The 15253-nt window shown below is 65.9% G+C and carries 12 protein-coding genes; 5 read left to right on the forward strand and 7 right to left on the reverse strand.

The features are described 5' to 3' along the window. Positions 1 to 19: 19 nt before the first annotated feature. Positions 20 to 2080, forward strand: coding sequence for a polyphosphate kinase 1 (gene ppk1 / locus QT386_RS09550; protein ID WP_289273524.1), 2061 nt, complete (start codon positions 20 to 22; stop codon positions 2078 to 2080). 213 nt (positions 2081 to 2293) lie between these two features. Here ppk1 and QT386_RS09555 read toward each other — a convergent pair whose 3' ends face one another. Continuing rightward, positions 2294 to 3817, reverse strand: a complete 1524-nt coding sequence (locus tag QT386_RS09555) for a Ppx/GppA phosphatase family protein (RefSeq protein WP_289273525.1) — start codon at positions 3815 to 3817, stop codon at positions 2294 to 2296. Between the two features lie 288 nt (positions 3818 to 4105). Between QT386_RS09555 and QT386_RS09560 the strand changes: the two genes are divergently transcribed. The 4 genes from QT386_RS09560 (at position 4106) to QT386_RS09575 (ending at position 6305) form a co-directional block, all read left to right on the forward strand. Continuing rightward, positions 4106 to 4429: a cytochrome c gene (locus QT386_RS09560; RefSeq protein WP_289273526.1), complete on the forward strand. Its 324-nt coding sequence runs from the start codon at positions 4106 to 4108 to the stop codon at positions 4427 to 4429. A 9-nt stretch (positions 4430 to 4438) separates the two neighbouring features. After that, a complete protein-coding gene (locus tag QT386_RS09565) occupies positions 4439 to 4783 on the forward strand; it encodes a c-type cytochrome (RefSeq protein WP_289273527.1) in 345 nt (114 codons plus the stop codon). 149 nt (positions 4784 to 4932) lie between these two features. After that, positions 4933 to 5541 (forward strand): outer membrane beta-barrel protein, encoded by a 609-nt coding sequence (locus tag QT386_RS09570; protein ID WP_289273528.1) that lies wholly within the window; start codon positions 4933 to 4935, stop codon positions 5539 to 5541. A gap of 149 nt (positions 5542 to 5690) precedes the next feature. After that, positions 5691 to 6305 (forward strand): outer membrane beta-barrel protein, encoded by a 615-nt coding sequence (locus QT386_RS09575; RefSeq protein WP_289273529.1) that lies wholly within the window; start codon positions 5691 to 5693, stop codon positions 6303 to 6305. 67 nt (positions 6306 to 6372) lie between these two features. Here the strand turns inward: QT386_RS09575 and QT386_RS09580 are convergent, their stop codons facing one another. From QT386_RS09580 to ligD, 6 genes are all read right to left on the reverse strand, one after another. After that, the gene (locus tag QT386_RS09580) at positions 6373 to 7083 is read right to left on the reverse strand and encodes a hypothetical protein (protein ID WP_289273530.1); all 711 of its coding nucleotides are present in this window, start codon (positions 7081 to 7083) and stop codon (positions 6373 to 6375) included. 346 nt (positions 7084 to 7429) lie between these two features. Continuing rightward, positions 7430 to 9328 (reverse strand): RNA polymerase sigma factor RpoD, encoded by a 1899-nt coding sequence (gene rpoD, locus QT386_RS09585; RefSeq protein ID WP_289273531.1) that lies wholly within the window; start codon positions 9326 to 9328, stop codon positions 7430 to 7432. A gap of 83 nt (positions 9329 to 9411) precedes the next feature. Further along, entirely contained in the window at positions 9412 to 11220 is a 1809-nt protein-coding gene (gene dnaG / locus QT386_RS09590; RefSeq protein ID WP_289273532.1) for a DNA primase, read from the reverse strand. Positions 11221 to 11319: 99 nt separating this feature from the next. Further along, positions 11320 to 11667: a hypothetical protein gene (locus QT386_RS09595; protein ID WP_289273533.1), complete on the reverse strand. Its 348-nt coding sequence runs from the start codon at positions 11665 to 11667 to the stop codon at positions 11320 to 11322. Positions 11668 to 11817: 150 nt separating this feature from the next. Then, a complete protein-coding gene (locus tag QT386_RS09600; protein ID WP_289273534.1) occupies positions 11818 to 12711 on the reverse strand; it encodes a Ku protein in 894 nt (297 codons plus the stop codon). Positions 12712 to 12721: 10 nt separating this feature from the next. Further along, entirely contained in the window at positions 12722 to 15208 is a 2487-nt protein-coding gene (gene ligD, locus QT386_RS09605) for a DNA ligase D (RefSeq protein ID WP_289273535.1), read from the reverse strand. Positions 15209 to 15253 lie beyond the last annotated feature (45 nt).

The raw sequence follows: 15253 nt of genomic DNA on the forward strand, positions 1-15253 counted from the left end.
ACCCTCCGCGAACGATCCCATGAAGAATCCCCCTGCGCTCGAGCTTACCCCCGCCGAGCTGTTCCTGAACCGCGAGCTGTCGCTGCTCGAATTCAACCGCCGCGTGCTGGCCCAGGCGCTGGACGAGACGGTGCCGCTGCTGGAACGCCTGAAGTTCCTGTGCATCTCCAGCTCCAATCTCGACGAGTTCTTCGAGATCCGCGTCGCCGGCCTGCAGCAGATGGCCGAAATCAACCCCGCCCAGCGCGGCTCCGACGGCCAGACGCCGGGCGAGTTGCTGACGGCCATCGGCACTCGCGCCCATGGCCTGGTGGAGGAGCAGTACCGCGTGTTCAACGAGGTGCTGATCCCGGCGCTGGAGAAGGAGAAGATCCGCTTCGTGCGCCGCAGCGAGTGGACCGCCGAGCAGGACGCCTGGCTGCGCAGCTATTTCCAGAACGAGCTGGCGCCGGTGCTGTCGCCGATCGGGCTGGACCCGGCGCATCCGTTCCCGCGCATCCTCAACAAGTCGCTGAACTTCATCGTTTCGCTGTCGGGCAAGGATGCCTTCGGCCGCAGCACGCCCTACGCCATCGTGCAGGCGCCGCGCGCCCTGCCGCGCCTGATCCAGCTCCCCAAGACGGTGGAAGGCAGCGGCCCGCACGACTTCGTGTTCCTGTCGTCGGTGATCCACGCCTACGTCGACGAGCTGTTCCCCGGCATGGAGGCCAGCGGCTGTTTCCAGTTCCGCGTCACGCGCAACTCCGACCTGGCGCTGGACGAGGCCGAGGCCGACGACCTGCTGGAGGAGCTGGAAGACGTGCTGGCGCAGCGCCAGTGGGGCGACACGGTGCGCCTGGAGGTAGCCCACAACTGCCCCGAGCAGCTGGTGAACTACCTGGCCGAGGAGATGCAGCTACAGGCCGTCGACATCTACTCCTGCAACGGCCCGGTCAACCTGATGCGCCTGATGCAGGTGCCCGACCTGATCGACCGGCCGGAGCTGAAGTACCCGGCGTTCGTGCCGCGCACCCCCAAGTCCCTGGGCGGCGACCTGTTCGCCACCATCCGCCAGAAGGACCAGCTGCTGCATCACCCCTACGACTCCTTCACCCCGGTGGTGGAGTTCCTGCGCCAGGCAGCGCGTGATCCCAACGTGCTGGCGATCAAGCAGACCCTGTACCGCACCGGTACCAAGTCGGCGATCGTGGAGGCCCTGATCGAGGCCGCCCGCAACGGCAAGGAAGTGACCGCCGTGGTGGAGCTGCGCGCGCGCTTCGACGAGGAGGCCAACATCGACCTCGCCGAGCAGCTGCAGGATGTGGGCGCGCACGTGGTCTATGGCGTGGTGGGCTACAAGACGCACGCCAAGATGTGCCTGATCGTGCGCCGCGAGGACACCGGCCTGAAGCACTACGCGCATCTGGGCACCGGCAACTACCACCCGCGTACCGCGCGCATGTACACCGACTACGGCCTGTTCACCGCCGACAAGCAGATTTGCCAGGACGTGCACGCCGTGTTCCTGCAGCTGACCAGCCTGGGCAAGGTGACCAAGCTGCACAAGCTGCTGCAGTCTCCCTTCACCATGGCCAAGGGCTTCCACAGCCGGATCGACCGCGAGATCGAGAACGCGAAGAAGGGCAAGCCGGCGCGCGTCGTCGCCAAGATGAATTCACTGGTGGAGCCGGAGATCATCCAGGCCCTGTACCGCGCCTCCGAGGCCGGCGTGAAGGTGGACTGCATCGTGCGCGGCATGTGCTCGCTGCGCCCCGGCGTAAAGGGCATGTCGGACAACATCGTGGTCCGCTCGCTGATCGGCCGCTTCCTGGAACACCACCGCGTGTTCAGCTTCCACAACGACGGCGCCGACGAGGTGTGGCTGTCCAGCGCCGACTGGATGGAGCGCAACCTGTTCCGCCGCGTGGAAGTGGCCTTCCCGGTGGAAGACAAGAAGATCCGCGCCCGCATCCTGGAAGACCTCAACGGCTACCTCGCCGACACCGCCCAGACCTGGATCCTGCAGGCAGACGGCAACTACCTGCGCCCCGAGAAGATCGAGGGCAAGGCCGTGCAGCAGAGGTTCATGGACGAGACCTGAGGCGGTCGCTCGGTATTCAGGACCCCTCTACCGGATGCGGCAGAGGGGTTTTCCTTTTCCCGAGCATTGACCAATCACTCCTTCTCGCTGGCCGGAGGAAGCTGTCAGAGGGCATGCGGGAGCAGTTGCCGAGAAGGGGCACGTGCAGCAATTATTCCACCGGTTCGCCCTGAGCTTGTCGAAGGGTGAACGCGATCAGAACCCTGCAGCCGCCTACTGCAGCCGCAACCTGATCTGCAGGGCCGCCAGCGCCTCGATCTCCTGCTCCAGCTCGGCGCGCGTCAGCGGATGCTTGTCCAGCCAGCGCTTCTGTGTGAAGGCCAGGTCCACCGAGCGCCGTTGCGCCGTCACGCGGATCGGCGGCTTCAGGCCCTCGCCGCGGGAGCGGTGCAGGATGTAGGCGATGCGCAGCACCACCGCCAGCTTGCGCACCGGCTCGGCCCAGGTGGTCGGCAGGTCGTCCAGCGAGGTCAGGGCGAACTTGCCGCGGTGCAGGCGCACCAGCGCCGCCAGCAGCTTCTGGTCGGTCTGCGAGAAGCCCTGCAGGTCGCAGTTCCGCAGGATGTACTCGCCGTGCTTGTGGTACGAGGCATGCGAGATGGCCAGGCCGATCTCGTGCAGGCGCGCGGCCCAGCCCAACAGCATGGCGGAGAACTTAGGCTCCAGGCCCCAGGGCCTGGCCACCTGGTCCAGGATCTTCAGCGCGGTGCGCTCCACGCCGGCGGCGTGCTCCTGGTCACAGCCGTAGCGCTTGGCCAGGGCCTGTACCGACTCGTCGCGCACGTCGTGGTCCGACAGGCGGCCCAGCAGGTCGTAGATCAGGCCCTCGCGCAGCGCGCGCTCGGAGGTCTCCATGCGCTGCACGCCCAGCGAGTCGAATACGCCGGCCAGCACGGCCAGGCCGCCGGGAAACACCGGGCGCCGGTCCTCGCGTAGCGCTGGGAAGTCCAGCCGATCTACATGGCCGCGGTCGATGGCCAGGTCGATGACCTTTTCCAGGCCCGAGGCGGTCATCTCATTCTCGCACCAGCCCTGCTCGCGCATCACGCGCCAGACGCCACGCACGGTGCCGGACGAGCCGATCGCAAGGTCCCAGCCCGACTCGCGGTACTGGCGCTCGAGGAACTCCAGCTCGATGCGGGCCGCAAGGCGCGCGCGGCGGAAACGGGTGCGGGTGATCTCGCCATCCTCGAAGAATCGCTGGGTATGCACCACGCAGCCCAGCGAGACCGACTCCATTAGCTTCGGAGTGGCCTGGTTGCCGATGATGACCTCGGTGCTGCCGCCGCCGATGTCCACCACCAGGCGCTTGGGCCGGCCACGGCCCATGCCATGGGTAACGCCGCCGTAGACCAGGCGAGCCTCTTCCAGGCCGGCAATGATCTCGATGCCATGCCCCAGCGCCATTTCGGCGGCGGCATGGAAATCGGCCCCGCGGCGCATGCGCCGCATGGTGTTGGTGCCCACCGCGCGCACCCGCTCCGGCGGGATGCCGCGCAGGCGCTGGCCGAAGCGCTGCAGGCATTCCAGCGCACGCAGGGCCACGTCGGGCCGCAGGCGCTTGTCGGCGTCCAGGCCCGAGGCCAGGCGCACCGGCTCGCGCAGGCGATCGACCACCTGGATGTCGCCGCCGTTGGAACGCGCCACCATCATGTGGAAGCTGTTGGAGCCGAGATCCACTGCGGCGATCTCGAAGCCGTGCTCCCCGCCCCCCGCCTTGCGTCCGCGCACCGCCATCACGCGTGGCTTCCGGGGCCGGAAATGGCGCAGCGGCTGCGCAAACCGCAGGGCAGGAGACTCATCGGGCGGCAGCGTCCATGTGTTTTAATTTATTAAATAAAACAGATTAATGTTTATTTTTAATTACGGCATCCCGCAAGGCGGAGGTCCTGCCGCCACTATACGGAGGGCGCTTCCGCGAGGCGAGCACGAGGCCCCGGTGCAGGCCTCACGTTGACCCAAACCGCTCAATGTCCGAACATATTGCATCTAGCTGTCCGCCAGATTCATTCCGGGAGTTTTCTCATGAAGTTAGCGCGTTGGGGCCTGTTGGCCCTCGTCGCGATGGCTATGCCTGCGTTCGCCGAGGGTGGCAACGTCGAGGCAGGCCGGGTCAAGGCCAATACCTGCATGGGTTGCCACGGCATCCCGAACTACAACAACGTCTACCCGACCTATCGCGTTCCGCGCATCGGCGGCCAGACCGAGGCCTACATCGTCGCGGCCCTGAAGGGCTACAAGAACGGTGAGCGTCCCCACCTGACGATGCGTGCCCAGGCCACCAACCTGTCCGACCAGGACATGGCCGACATCGCGGCGTTCTTCGCCCACGCCCCGGTCCACAAGTAAGGTCGAACCATGAAGCGGATCCTCTTCATCTCCCTGCTGGCCCTGGCCGGCACCGCCCATGCCAAGGACGCCGAGCCGCAGAAGGACGTCGCCGCGCTGGCCGCCCCCTGCGCCGCCTGCCACGGCGAGAACGGCGCCAACCCGACCACCCCGGTCTATCCGATCCTGGCCGGCCAGTACGCCAACTACCTTGAGCACGCGCTCAAGGAGTACAAGACCGGCAAGCGCAAGAACGTGGTGATGGCCAGCCAGGTGACCAGCCTGAGCGACGCGGACATCCGCGCGCTGTCGCGCTACTTCGCCGCCCAGTCGAGCAAGCTGCACACGCCGAGCGTGCACGGCAAGGCCGAGTAGAACGCCTCAAGGTGTAGCAGGGCGCACGGGGCAACCCGCGCGCCCTTTTTTGTTGCCTCTTGCGCGCCATTTGGGGGCAATTGCTAAGATCGCTCCCGGAGAGGAGTTCTCCATCGCCCCATAATCACAATGACGGAGTCACGATGCCCATGAACAAAATGCTAGTCGCAGCCATGCTCGCCGCTGTTCCGCTGTCGAGCATGGCCGCAAGCCCCGTCGGCAACCTCGATATCTACTACACCGATTCCGAGGCGGAGCTGAATGACGGCTTCACCAACGCAAAGGTCGATGGCGATGGCGGTTTCGGCATTCGCGGTAGCGGCAAGATCGCGGATCAAGCTTTCGTCTTCGGTGAGTACCAGAAGACCGACTACGACACCCCGACGGATCTGGAGATTCAGCAGATTCGCGCCGGCCTGGGCTTCCTGCTCGTCAACACCGAGCAAACCGAGGTCTACGGCAAGGCCTCGTTCCTGAACTTCAAGGCTGACAGCAACGTCGGCGAAGCCGACGACAACGGCTGGGGCCTGCATGCCGGCGCCAAGTTCAAGGTGGCCCCGGCCTTCAGCGTGTTCGGTGAGATCGGCTACCTGGACGTGGGCGACACCGACGGTCCGGAGTACAACATCGGCGCGGCTTTCGACTTCTCCCAGCAGTTCGGCGTGGTGGCCAACTACCGCTACAGCGATTTCGACGTCGACGGCGGCGGCTCCCTGGAGCTGAAGGACCTGCAGCTCGGCGTGCGCTTCAATTTCTGAAGCCAGCCCGCATCAACGAAGAACCCCGCGGATCGCGGGGTTTTTTGTTGCCGATCGTCGCTTGCGCACCGTAAAGGGGCACTTGCTAAGATCAGGGCCGGAGAGGTGGTTGTCCTCCCATGCCCCATGAAACAAGCACGGAGTGCTCAATGAAAATGAAGAAGACGCTGCTCGCTGCGCTGCTCGCCGCCGCCCCCGTGGCCTCCATGGCCGCCTCGGGTGGTCCCACCGGCCATCTCGACGTCTACTACACCGACGCTGACATTGAACTCGATGGCCCCGTCGTCAACGGAGACGAATCCGGCGACGGCTTCGGCATCCGCGGGTCGGGCAAGGTGGCGGACAAGGTGTTCGTGTTCGGCCAGTACGAGAAGAACAAGTACGACAACGACGCCGAACTCCAGACCATTCGCGCTGGCCTGGGCTTCGGCCTGTGGCAGGACGCCAACACCAGCCTCGACATCCGCGCCGAGTTCATCGACGTGGATGGCAAGGATTTCCCGCTCGGCATCGAGATCGACGACAGCGGCTACGGCGTGCACGTGGGCGCCGCGTTCCGCCCGCTGCCGGGCCTGAGCCTGTTCGGCGACGTGGGCTGGATCGATGTGGGCGACTACGACGGCCCGGAATACACCGTCGGTGCCGTGTTCAACGTCAGCAACCAGTTCGGCCTGTTCGCCGACTACCGCATCACCGACGTGGAAGACGGTGATATCGGCCTGAAGTCGCAAGACCTGCACCTGGGCGTGCGCTTCAATTTCTGAAGCCCTGCCCCGCTCCACAACAAAAAAACCCCGCAAGTAGCGGGGTTTTTTTGTTGTGGAGCGGAGCTTACTGCACCAGCAGGTAGACGCCGAAGCGCCAGGGCATCAGCTTGACCTCGCCACCGCCGCCTTCGAGATCGCTGCTGCGGTATTCGGCGAACAGGCCGCCGTAGCGGTGCACCTGCAGGGCCGTGCCGGCGAGGTATTCGATCCCGTCGACATCGTCGAGCTTCAGGTAGCCCACCTGGCCGTAGACGCTCCAGGCCGCGGTAGGGTTGAACAGCACGCCGCCATGAGCAGCCACGCCATCCTGCTTCGCGCGCAGGCGGTTGCTGACCACGGCACCGTTGCCGTCGGTGGTGTCGTAGGAGCCCTTCAGCTCGGTATTGACGTACTCGAGCAGGCCGAACAGCGTCAGCGAGCGCTCACGATAGAACGGCAGGCCGACACCCAGGCGCCATTCGGTGTAGTCCAGCTCGACGCCGTCGTTGGTGGCGATGGCCGCGCCGGTGTTGTCGCGCAACGTCAGGCCGCTTCGCTGGACTTCGGAACCCTGGTACTCGCCGGAGAAGAAGAAGTCCTCGGCGATGGAGCCACGGAACTTCACGCCGAAGCCATCCAGGCTGTCCAGGTCACCGCTGTAGTCCACGCCGCCGCTGCGGCCCTGCAGCTCGATGTCGGCACTGCTGTAGTAGAGGTCGAGCGAATCGAAGGAGGCCGCGTAGGCATTCGCGCTCAGCAGGAGCGCGGAAACTGCGAGAAGCTGAACTGGCCGCATGGTATCCCCGGCTTTGGACGTCGGTTTGTCGGTTACATCCCTGGACGGCGATTTAAGCATGCCCGCCGCCCGGCGTCATCGTGGGCCTGTCGCTTTGGTCGGACCAGCCGCGCCGTTGCTCAGGCCCGCCCAGGAGCCAGTGCCGGTGCCGCCCGCGGCGACCGGTATCCGGCCATGAGCAACGGAGCCCCGCGGGGGCAGCCCCGGGCGGCATCCGGGCACCCGGACCTTGGCCGGCCCGGGACCACACCTGCCCAGCGGGCGCATGCCAACGGAAAAGGGCCCCGGAGGGCCCTTTTCCTGCCTGAACCCCGCCGTCGGGAAGCCCCGCGGCGGCACTGCCGTATCAGGTCTCGTCCAGGAAACTGCGCAAATAGTTCGCGCGGCTCGGGTGGCGCAGCTTGCGCAGGGCCTTGGCCTCGATCTGGCGGATACGCTCGCGGGTGACGTCGAACTGCTTGCCGACCTCTTCCAGGGTGTGGTCGGTGTTCATGTCGATGCCGAAGCGCATGCGCAACACCTTGGCCTCCCTCGGGGTGAGGCTGGCCAGGATCTGGTGGGTGGCTTCCGCCAGCGAGGACGAGGTGGCCGACTCCAGCGGCGAGACCGCGGCGGTGTCCTCGATGAAGTCGCCGAGGTGGGAGTCCTCGTCGTCGCCGATCGGCGTTTCCATCGAGATTGGCTCCTTGGCGATCTTGAGCACCTTGCGGATCTTGTCCTCGGGCATCTCCATCTTCTTGGCCAGCTCTTCCGGCGTGGGCTCGCGGCCCATTTCCTGCAGCATCTGGCGGCTGATGCGGTTGAGCTTATTGATGGTCTCGATCATGTGCACCGGGATACGGATGGTGCGCGCCTGGTCGGCGATCGAGCGGGTGATGGCCTGGCGGATCCACCAGGTGGCGTAGGTCGAGAACTTGTAGCCGCGACGGTATTCGAACTTGTCCACGGCCTTCATCAGGCCGATGTTGCCCTCCTGGATCAGGTCGAGGAACTGCAGACCGCGGTTGGTGTACTTCTTGGCGATGGAGATCACGAGGCGCAGGTTGGCCTCCACCATCTCCTTCTTGGCGCGGCGGGCCTTGGCCTCGCCCACGTTCATGCGGCGGTTGATGTCCTTGATCTCGTCCAGCGAGATCAGGTTGTCGCCTTCCATCTTGCGCAGCTTTTCCTGCAGTTCGAAGATTTCTTCCTTGCGGCCGTTGAGTTCGGCGGAATACTTGCGCTTGGCGCGGATCGCCTTGTTGATCCAGTCCGGGTTGGTGGCGCCGTTGTCTTCCTTGAACATGCGCAGGAATTCTTCGCGCGTCATGCCGCAGTCGGCCACGCAGATACGCATGATGGTGCGCTCGGTCTCGCGCACCTGCTCGACCTTGCCACGCAGGTTCTGCGTGATCTCCTCGACGATCTTCGGCGAGAGCTTGAAGGTCATGATGTGCGTGGCCATGGCCTCGCGCTTTTCCTGCGTCTTGCGGTCGCCCGCGCCCTTCTTCAGCAAGGCCTCCCAGGCCTTGTCATAGAAGGCCTGCAGGTCGGCGAACTTCTCGGCGGTGAGCACCGGATCGGGGCCGGTATCGACGGCCTCTTCCTCCTCGTCGCCACCCTCGGCCTTCTCCTCGACCTCTTCCTCTTCCTCCTCGATCTCCGGCGGCAGCTCGGCCGGCGGCAGTTCCTCGGGGGCGTTGGGGTCGAAGAAGCCGGTCACGATCTCGGCCAGGCGCTTCTTGCCCGCCTTGAAGTTCTCGAAGGACTCGAGAAGGATCGCAACCGTCTCCGGGTACTGCGCCATCGCGAACATGGACTCGTTGAGGCCTTCCTCGATGCGCTTGGCGATGCGGATTTCGCCCTCGCGATCCAGCAGTTCGACGCTGCCCATCTCGCGCATGTACATGCGCACCGGGTCGGTGGTGCGGCCGAACTGGTCGTCGCTCGCGGCGATGGCGGCGGCGGCTTCTTCGGCGGCTTCTTCCTCTTCCTCGGCGGTGGCGACGACGGCCGGCTCGGAGAAGAGCTGCTGCTCGTCATCCGGGGCTTCCTCGTGGACCGGGATGCCCATCGCCTGGATCATGCTGATGATGTCCTCGATCTGCTCCGTATCGACGATCTCGGGCAGGTGGTCGGCGACTTCGGCGTAGGTCAGGTAGGCCTTTTCCTTGCCGAGGGCGATGAGGACCTTGATCTGGGATTGCTTCTGGGCGGCCTGCATATCGGCGGCAGCCTTGTCGGCTTTCTCAGTGTTGTTGCTCATGCGGATGATCACTCTGGATGGGCGCCCAAACTGCGGGCGCAATTCGCGGAATCGGAGATTTTAACAAAAATTTGTCAACCTGACTAACTTTTTGCCACTCGACTCCAAAAGCCATCTGCCCCCTGAGTGACGCCCTTCTGCTTTTGCAGCAAAATACTGATTTCATTGGTTTCTGCAGCTGTAAGAGGGCGCAGGCGCTCCTCGTCGAAGAGCTGCTGAATTCGCGCTTTAATTACTTTCTGAGTCAGCTTGTCTAGGATCAGGCGCAGTTCCGGCTCAGGCCCCTTCTCCTGATCCACTGGGGCCTCGGCGCCCTGTTGCAGCAACTTTTCCACGCCCTTGCCCTTGGGGGTGCCCCGCCAGAGCTCCAGCAGGTGTGCCGCCGTGGCCTCGGGGTGGGCGTGGAAGAAGTCGATGGCTTCCATCAGCACCTCGATGCCGGGCACCTCGGCCTGGGCCAGCAGCTCCAGGTTGTCGATGCGGTCGGCCAGGCGCGGGTCTTCCAGCAGCAGCTGCATCACGCGCCGCACCGGGCGGTTGGCGTTGCCTGCGGGGCGGTGGCGGGTGGAAACCGGCTCCTCGCCCGGCATGCCGCCCGCGGGGCCGGCTTCGGCCGCCGCCGGCGCCTTGAGCATGGCCTCCAGGTCGGCACGCGGCACCCGCGTGAGGTTGGACAACTCGCCCAGCATCAGCACACGCAACGGCCCATCGCGCAGCTTCTCCAGGTGCGGGCGCGCCAGCGCGGCGAGCTTGGCACGGCCGTCCATGTTGCCCAGGTTCACCTGCTTGCCCAGCTCGCCGAACAGGAACTGCGACAGGGTCTGGGCCTCGCCCACCAGGGCACGGAAGGCCTCGGCGCCGATCTGCTGTACCAGCGTGTCCGGATCGTGTCCATCGGGCAGGAACATGAAGACGCACTCGCGCGTACCGTCGATCTCCGGCAGCACCTGTTCCAGCGCGCGCCAGGCCGCGGCGCGTCCGGCGCGGTCGCCGTCGAAGCAGAACACCACCTTGTTGGTAGCCTTGAACAGCAGGCCCAGGTGCTCGCGCGTGGTGGCGGTGCCGAGCGTGGCCACGGCCTCGGGCACGCCGTGCTGCGCCAGCATCACCACGTCCATGTAGCCTTCCACCACCAGCAGGTAGGGCAGGTTGGACTTGGAGGACTGGCGCGCCTCGTAGAGGCCGTAGAGGTTGCGCCCCTTGTGGAACAGGGCGGTCTCGGGGGAGTTGAGGTACTTGGCCGGATCGTTGCCCAGGGTGCGGCCGCCAAAGCCGATGACCCGCCCGCGCGTGTCGCGGATGGGGAACATGATGCGGTTGCGGAAGCGGTCGTACACGCCGCCGCTGTCCTTCTGGATCAGCAGGCCGGCATCCACCGCGTGCTTCGGGTCCTGCAGGAACGTGGTCAGCGCATCCCAGGATTCCGGCGCAAAGCCGATGCCGAAGGTCTTGGCGGTCTCGCCGTTGACGCCGCGCTTCTTCAGGTAATCGATGGCCGGCTGCGCGCTGCGCAGCTGATCGCGGAAGAAGCGCTGCGCCGCCGCCAGGGCGTCCAGGGGGCCGTCCATCACCACGCGGTCGTTGCGCCCACCTTCGCGCGGCACTTCCACGCCGGCACGCTGGGCCAGTTCCTCCACCGCCTCGACGAAGCTCAGGCGGTCGTACTCCATCAGGAAGCTGATGGCGGTGCCGTTCTTGCCGGAACTGAAGCAGAAGAACATCTGCTTCTGCGGCGAGACGAAGAAGGACGGCGACTTCTCGTTGGTGAAAGGCGAACGCGCCTTGTATTCCTTGCCCGCGCGCTTGAGATCCAGCCGCGCCCCGATGATCTCTACGATATCGGTACGAGCCAGGAGGTCGTGGATGAATGCTTCGGGAATGCGGCCGCTCACCCACCTATTCTAAAGGACCCGCCCGCCCGGGCTGCGGGCCAGAAAAAACCGGCCGGCGCACGGGGCGCCGGCCGGCTCTCAGAGGGACTGCGCGAACGCTTAGCGGTTGTTTTCGCGGTCACGCTGCTGCGGGCTGCCCTGCTGGCCGCTGCGATCGGCCTGCTGGTTCTGCTGGCCGCTCTTCTGGCCCTGCTGACCCTGCTGGCCGCTGCGCTGGGCGTCCTGGTTCTGCTGGCCGCTGCGCTGCTGGCCGGACTGCTGGTTGCCCTGCTGGCTGGCCTGGTGACCCTGGCTGCCCTGCTGGCCGGAGGAGCGGTCGGTCTGGTGCTGCTGGCCCTGGTCGCTCTTCTGCGAGCCCGGCTGGTTCGGCTGGTTGCGCATCTGGGTGTCGTCCTGACGATCCTTCTGCTGGTTCTGCTGATCCGGACGCTGGTTCTGGTTAGCCATTCTCTAATCCTCCTGATGGGATGTGATTGCGGCCCCAGTGCTGGGGTGCGGGTTCTATGTCCCAAGAACCATGCCCCATTGTCTGTCAATAAAATCAATGACTTGTAAAAGTTCCGCGAGCAAACTGCAACAAACGCGCCTTGCGGCCGCTCATTTTGCGGCGCGGCGGCGGGCCACCGGCTTCTTGCGCGGGGCCGCCTTGCGGGCCGGCTTACGCGCCACGGCCTTGCTCGCCGCCGGGGTACGGCGGCCCTGGTCCAGGCTTTTCTTCAGCAGCGACATGAAGTCGACCACGTTGGTGCTGGCCTGGTCGTGGCCCTCTTCCTCCGGCTCGGCGTTTTTGACCACGCGCTTCTTGCCGATGCGCGCCTGGATCACCTTGTTGAGGCGCTCGCGAAACTCGTCCTTGTGCTGTTTCGGATTCCACCTGGCAGTCATGGATCTCACCAGTTGCTCCGCCATCTCCAGTTCCTTGGCGCTGATCCGGAAGCCCTTGGCGGCTTTCGCCGGGAAGGCATATTCGTCGGCGGGGACCAGTTCCTGCGGATAGCGCATCAGCATCAGAAGCAGGGCTTGCTCCTGCACCATCACCAGAGCGAGGTACTCGCGCGTGCGGATCACCACGCGGGCCAAGCCGGCCTTCTCCTGCTCGCGCAGGGTCTCGCGCAGCAGCACATAGCCCTTCTCGGACTTGCGCGTGGGTACCAGGAAGTAGGGCTTCTCGAAGTACTGCGGCCCGATGGCCGCGACGTCGATGAAGGCCTCGATGTCGACCGACTCCTTGCTCTCTGGCGCGGCCTTCTTCAGGTCTTCTTCCTCCAGCACCACATAGCTGCCCTTGTCGTACTCGTAGGCCTTGACCACGTCCTTCCAGGGCACCTCCTCGCCGGTGTCGGCATTCACCCGCTCGTAGCGCACGCGCTTGTTGTCGCGCGAGTCCAGCAGGCGGAAGTGCAGGTCCACGCGGCGCTCGGCCGGCATCAGTTGCACCGGGATGTTGAGCAGCCCGAAGGAGATCGCGCCGGTCCAGATCGGTTTGGCCATGGTTTGGTCCTCAATGGATTTGCGGCAGGCGCTGCCGCAGTTCGCGGAAGCCCTCCCAGGGATCGCGGCCGGCGCGCTCGAGACGCCTGAGGCGCTGCCGCAGGTTGGCGTAGCCGAACTGGTCCGGCGATTTCAGGCGCGACAGTTCGTCCCAGCCCAGCGGCACCGCGGTCGGTGCACCGGGGCGGGCGCGCAAGGTGTACGAGGCCACGGCCGTCGCGCCGCGGCCGTTGCGCAGGTAGTCGATGTAGATGCGTCCCTTGCGGCGCGCCTTGGATGCGGTGGCGATGAATTCGTCCGGCTGCTCCTCGGCCAGCATCTGCGCCAGCGCGTGCGAGAAATTCTTCACCGTGTCCCAGCCCGCCTGCGGCTGTAGCGGCAGCACCACATGCAGGCCCTTGCCGCCGGAGCTGCGCACGAAGCTCTGCAGGCCGAGCTGCCCCAGGCGCTCGCGCAGCAGGCGCGCGGCGGCCACCACCCGGCGCCAGTCCACGCCCTCGCCAGGGTCGAGATCGAAGACCACGCGATCGGGATGCTCGATGTCATCCACGGTGGCGCCCCAGGCATGCAGCTCCAGCACGCCCATCTGCACCATGCCGATGAGACCGTCGATGTCCTCGATCCAGAGATACGGCTCAACGCGCGCCTGGCGCACGCTATCCGGGAAGCCCGGCGTGGCGCGCTTCTGGAAGAAGCAGGCCTTGCCGGCACCGTCGGGGCAGCGCAGCAGCGCCAGCGGACGGCGCCGCAGCTCGGGGAGGATCCACGCCGAGATTTCCGAGTAGAAGTCCGCCAGCTGCTGCTTGGTGATGACGGGATCCTCGAAGAGATGGCGATCGGGGTGGGTAAGCTTCACGCCGGAATCGGGCGGCTCATGGGCCTTGCCGCCATGCCGCGTCCTGGTCTGCTTCACGCGGACTCCTCCCTGTGCGGGAACATGCGGAGCGCGGTCCGGCTCCTTGAGATCGGTGATCGACTTGTCGGCCCGCAAGCCCTTGAGGCTGGCCTGTCGCAGGAGGTTTTCGCCGGTGCGGCCGCGATGTTCCACCTCCAGCACCAGCGCGGGTTTCACCCACACGGGGCGCGCGCCGCGCAGGTCGGCGCGACTCGGCGGATTGAGCAGTTTCACTGCCTGCTTCGCCGGACGCATGCGCTTCAGCAGGTCCTCGATCAGCGCGGCGGTGAAGCCGCTGCCGACGCGGCCGACATAACGCCAGTCCTGGCCCGCGGGCTCGGCCAGCAGCAGCGCGCCCAGCTTTTCGCGCGAGCGCTGACCCCGCGTGTAGCCCACGATGGCGAACTCGTCGGCATCGACGCACTTGGTCTTCACCCAGGAACCGCCACGGCCCTCGCGGTAGGGCGCCTTGCGGTCCTTGCTGACGATGCCCTCCAGCCCGGCGCTGCAGGCGGCCTTGGCCGCCTTGGCACCATGGCCTTCCAGGTATTCGCTGAGGCGCAGACAATCGTCCGAGCCCTGCAGCAGTTTCTGGAGGGCCTGCTTGCGCAACTCCTGCGGCAAAGGCCGCCAGTCCTGGCCATCCAGGTGCAGCAGGTCAAACAGCATGGCCACGACATTTCCGGCGGCGTGGGGCTCCCCGAAGTCGCGCTGCAGCAGGTCGAAGCGGCTGCGGCCCTGTTCGTCCAGCACCACCACCTCGCCATCGAGAATGCAGTTCCTGCAGGGCAAGGCGAGCACGGCCTTCTTCAGCTGCGGCAGCTTCGCGCTCCACTCCAGGCCGCCGCGCGAGCGGATCTGCAGCCTGCGGCCGTTACGCATCAGCAACACGCGATAGCCGTCGTACTTCACCTCGTGCAGCCAGTTCTCGCCCTCGGGGGCCTTCTCGACCAGGCGCGCGAGCTGCAGGCCGACTTCAGCAGGGAACGCCGACCGGGAGGCCTTTGCCGGCTTGTTCGCGGCGGCCCTGCGCGGTGCCGCGGTCTCCTTCCACTGATCCAGCGGCGTGTCGTCGGCGATGTCGCCCTTCTTCACGTGCGCGTCGCTGCGCTTGAACAGCAGCCACTGCGGCCGCTTGCCCGACATGCTGGTGCGGATCAGCGACCAGTGGCCCTTCATGCGGCTGCCGAAGAGTTCGAAGTCCAGATGGCCTTTCTTCAGTGCCTTGGCCGCGTCGCCCTCCGGCGCCCAGCGGCCCTCGTCCCAGATCCATACCTCGCCGGCACCGTAGTGACCGTGCGGGATCGAGCCCTGGAAGCTGCCGTACTCCAGCGGGTGATCCTCCACCTCCACCGCCAGGCGCTTCTGCTTCGGGTCCAGTGAGGGTCCCCTGGGCACGGCCCAGCTGCGCAGCGCGCCGCCCACCTGCAGACGAAAGTCGAAATGGCGGCGGCTGGCGTGGTGCAGCTGGATGACGAAACGGTCGCCGCGCACAGAGTCCACGGCCTTCGGTGCCGGCTCGGGCGTGGCCGTGAAGTCGCGGCGCTTGCGATAGACATCGAGGCGCTGGCGCGTGCTGCTGTAAGCGGTTGGAGGCGGCATCGGCGGTTCGCAGGGCGGAGATGACGCCTGCTGGCAACCATTGTT

This window comes from Solimonas sp. SE-A11 (genome assembly GCF_030345715.1).
Taxonomy (GTDB): domain Bacteria; phylum Pseudomonadota; class Gammaproteobacteria; order Nevskiales; family Nevskiaceae; genus Solimonas_A.

Coding starts and splice junctions, on each gene's coding strand:
- ppk1 (WP_289273524.1), top strand. CDS start 20: ATGAAGAATCCCCCTGCGCTCGAGCTTACCCCCGCCGAGCTGTTCCTG.
- QT386_RS09555 (WP_289273525.1), bottom strand. CDS start 3,817: ATGGCGGTGCGCGGACGCAAGGCGGGGGGCGGGGAGCACGGCTTCGAG.
- QT386_RS09560 (WP_289273526.1), top strand. CDS start 4,106: ATGAAGTTAGCGCGTTGGGGCCTGTTGGCCCTCGTCGCGATGGCTATG.
- QT386_RS09565 (WP_289273527.1), top strand. CDS start 4,439: ATGAAGCGGATCCTCTTCATCTCCCTGCTGGCCCTGGCCGGCACCGCC.
- QT386_RS09570 (WP_289273528.1), top strand. CDS start 4,933: ATGAACAAAATGCTAGTCGCAGCCATGCTCGCCGCTGTTCCGCTGTCG.
- QT386_RS09575 (WP_289273529.1), top strand. CDS start 5,691: ATGAAAATGAAGAAGACGCTGCTCGCTGCGCTGCTCGCCGCCGCCCCC.
- QT386_RS09580 (WP_289273530.1), bottom strand. CDS start 7,083: ATGCGGCCAGTTCAGCTTCTCGCAGTTTCCGCGCTCCTGCTGAGCGCG.
- rpoD (WP_289273531.1), bottom strand. CDS start 9,328: ATGAGCAACAACACTGAGAAAGCCGACAAGGCTGCCGCCGATATGCAG.
- QT386_RS09595 (WP_289273533.1), bottom strand. CDS start 11,667: ATGGCTAACCAGAACCAGCGTCCGGATCAGCAGAACCAGCAGAAGGAT.
- QT386_RS09600 (WP_289273534.1), bottom strand. CDS start 12,711: ATGGCCAAACCGATCTGGACCGGCGCGATCTCCTTCGGGCTGCTCAAC.
- ligD (WP_289273535.1), bottom strand. CDS start 15,208: ATGCCGCCTCCAACCGCTTACAGCAGCACGCGCCAGCGCCTCGATGTC.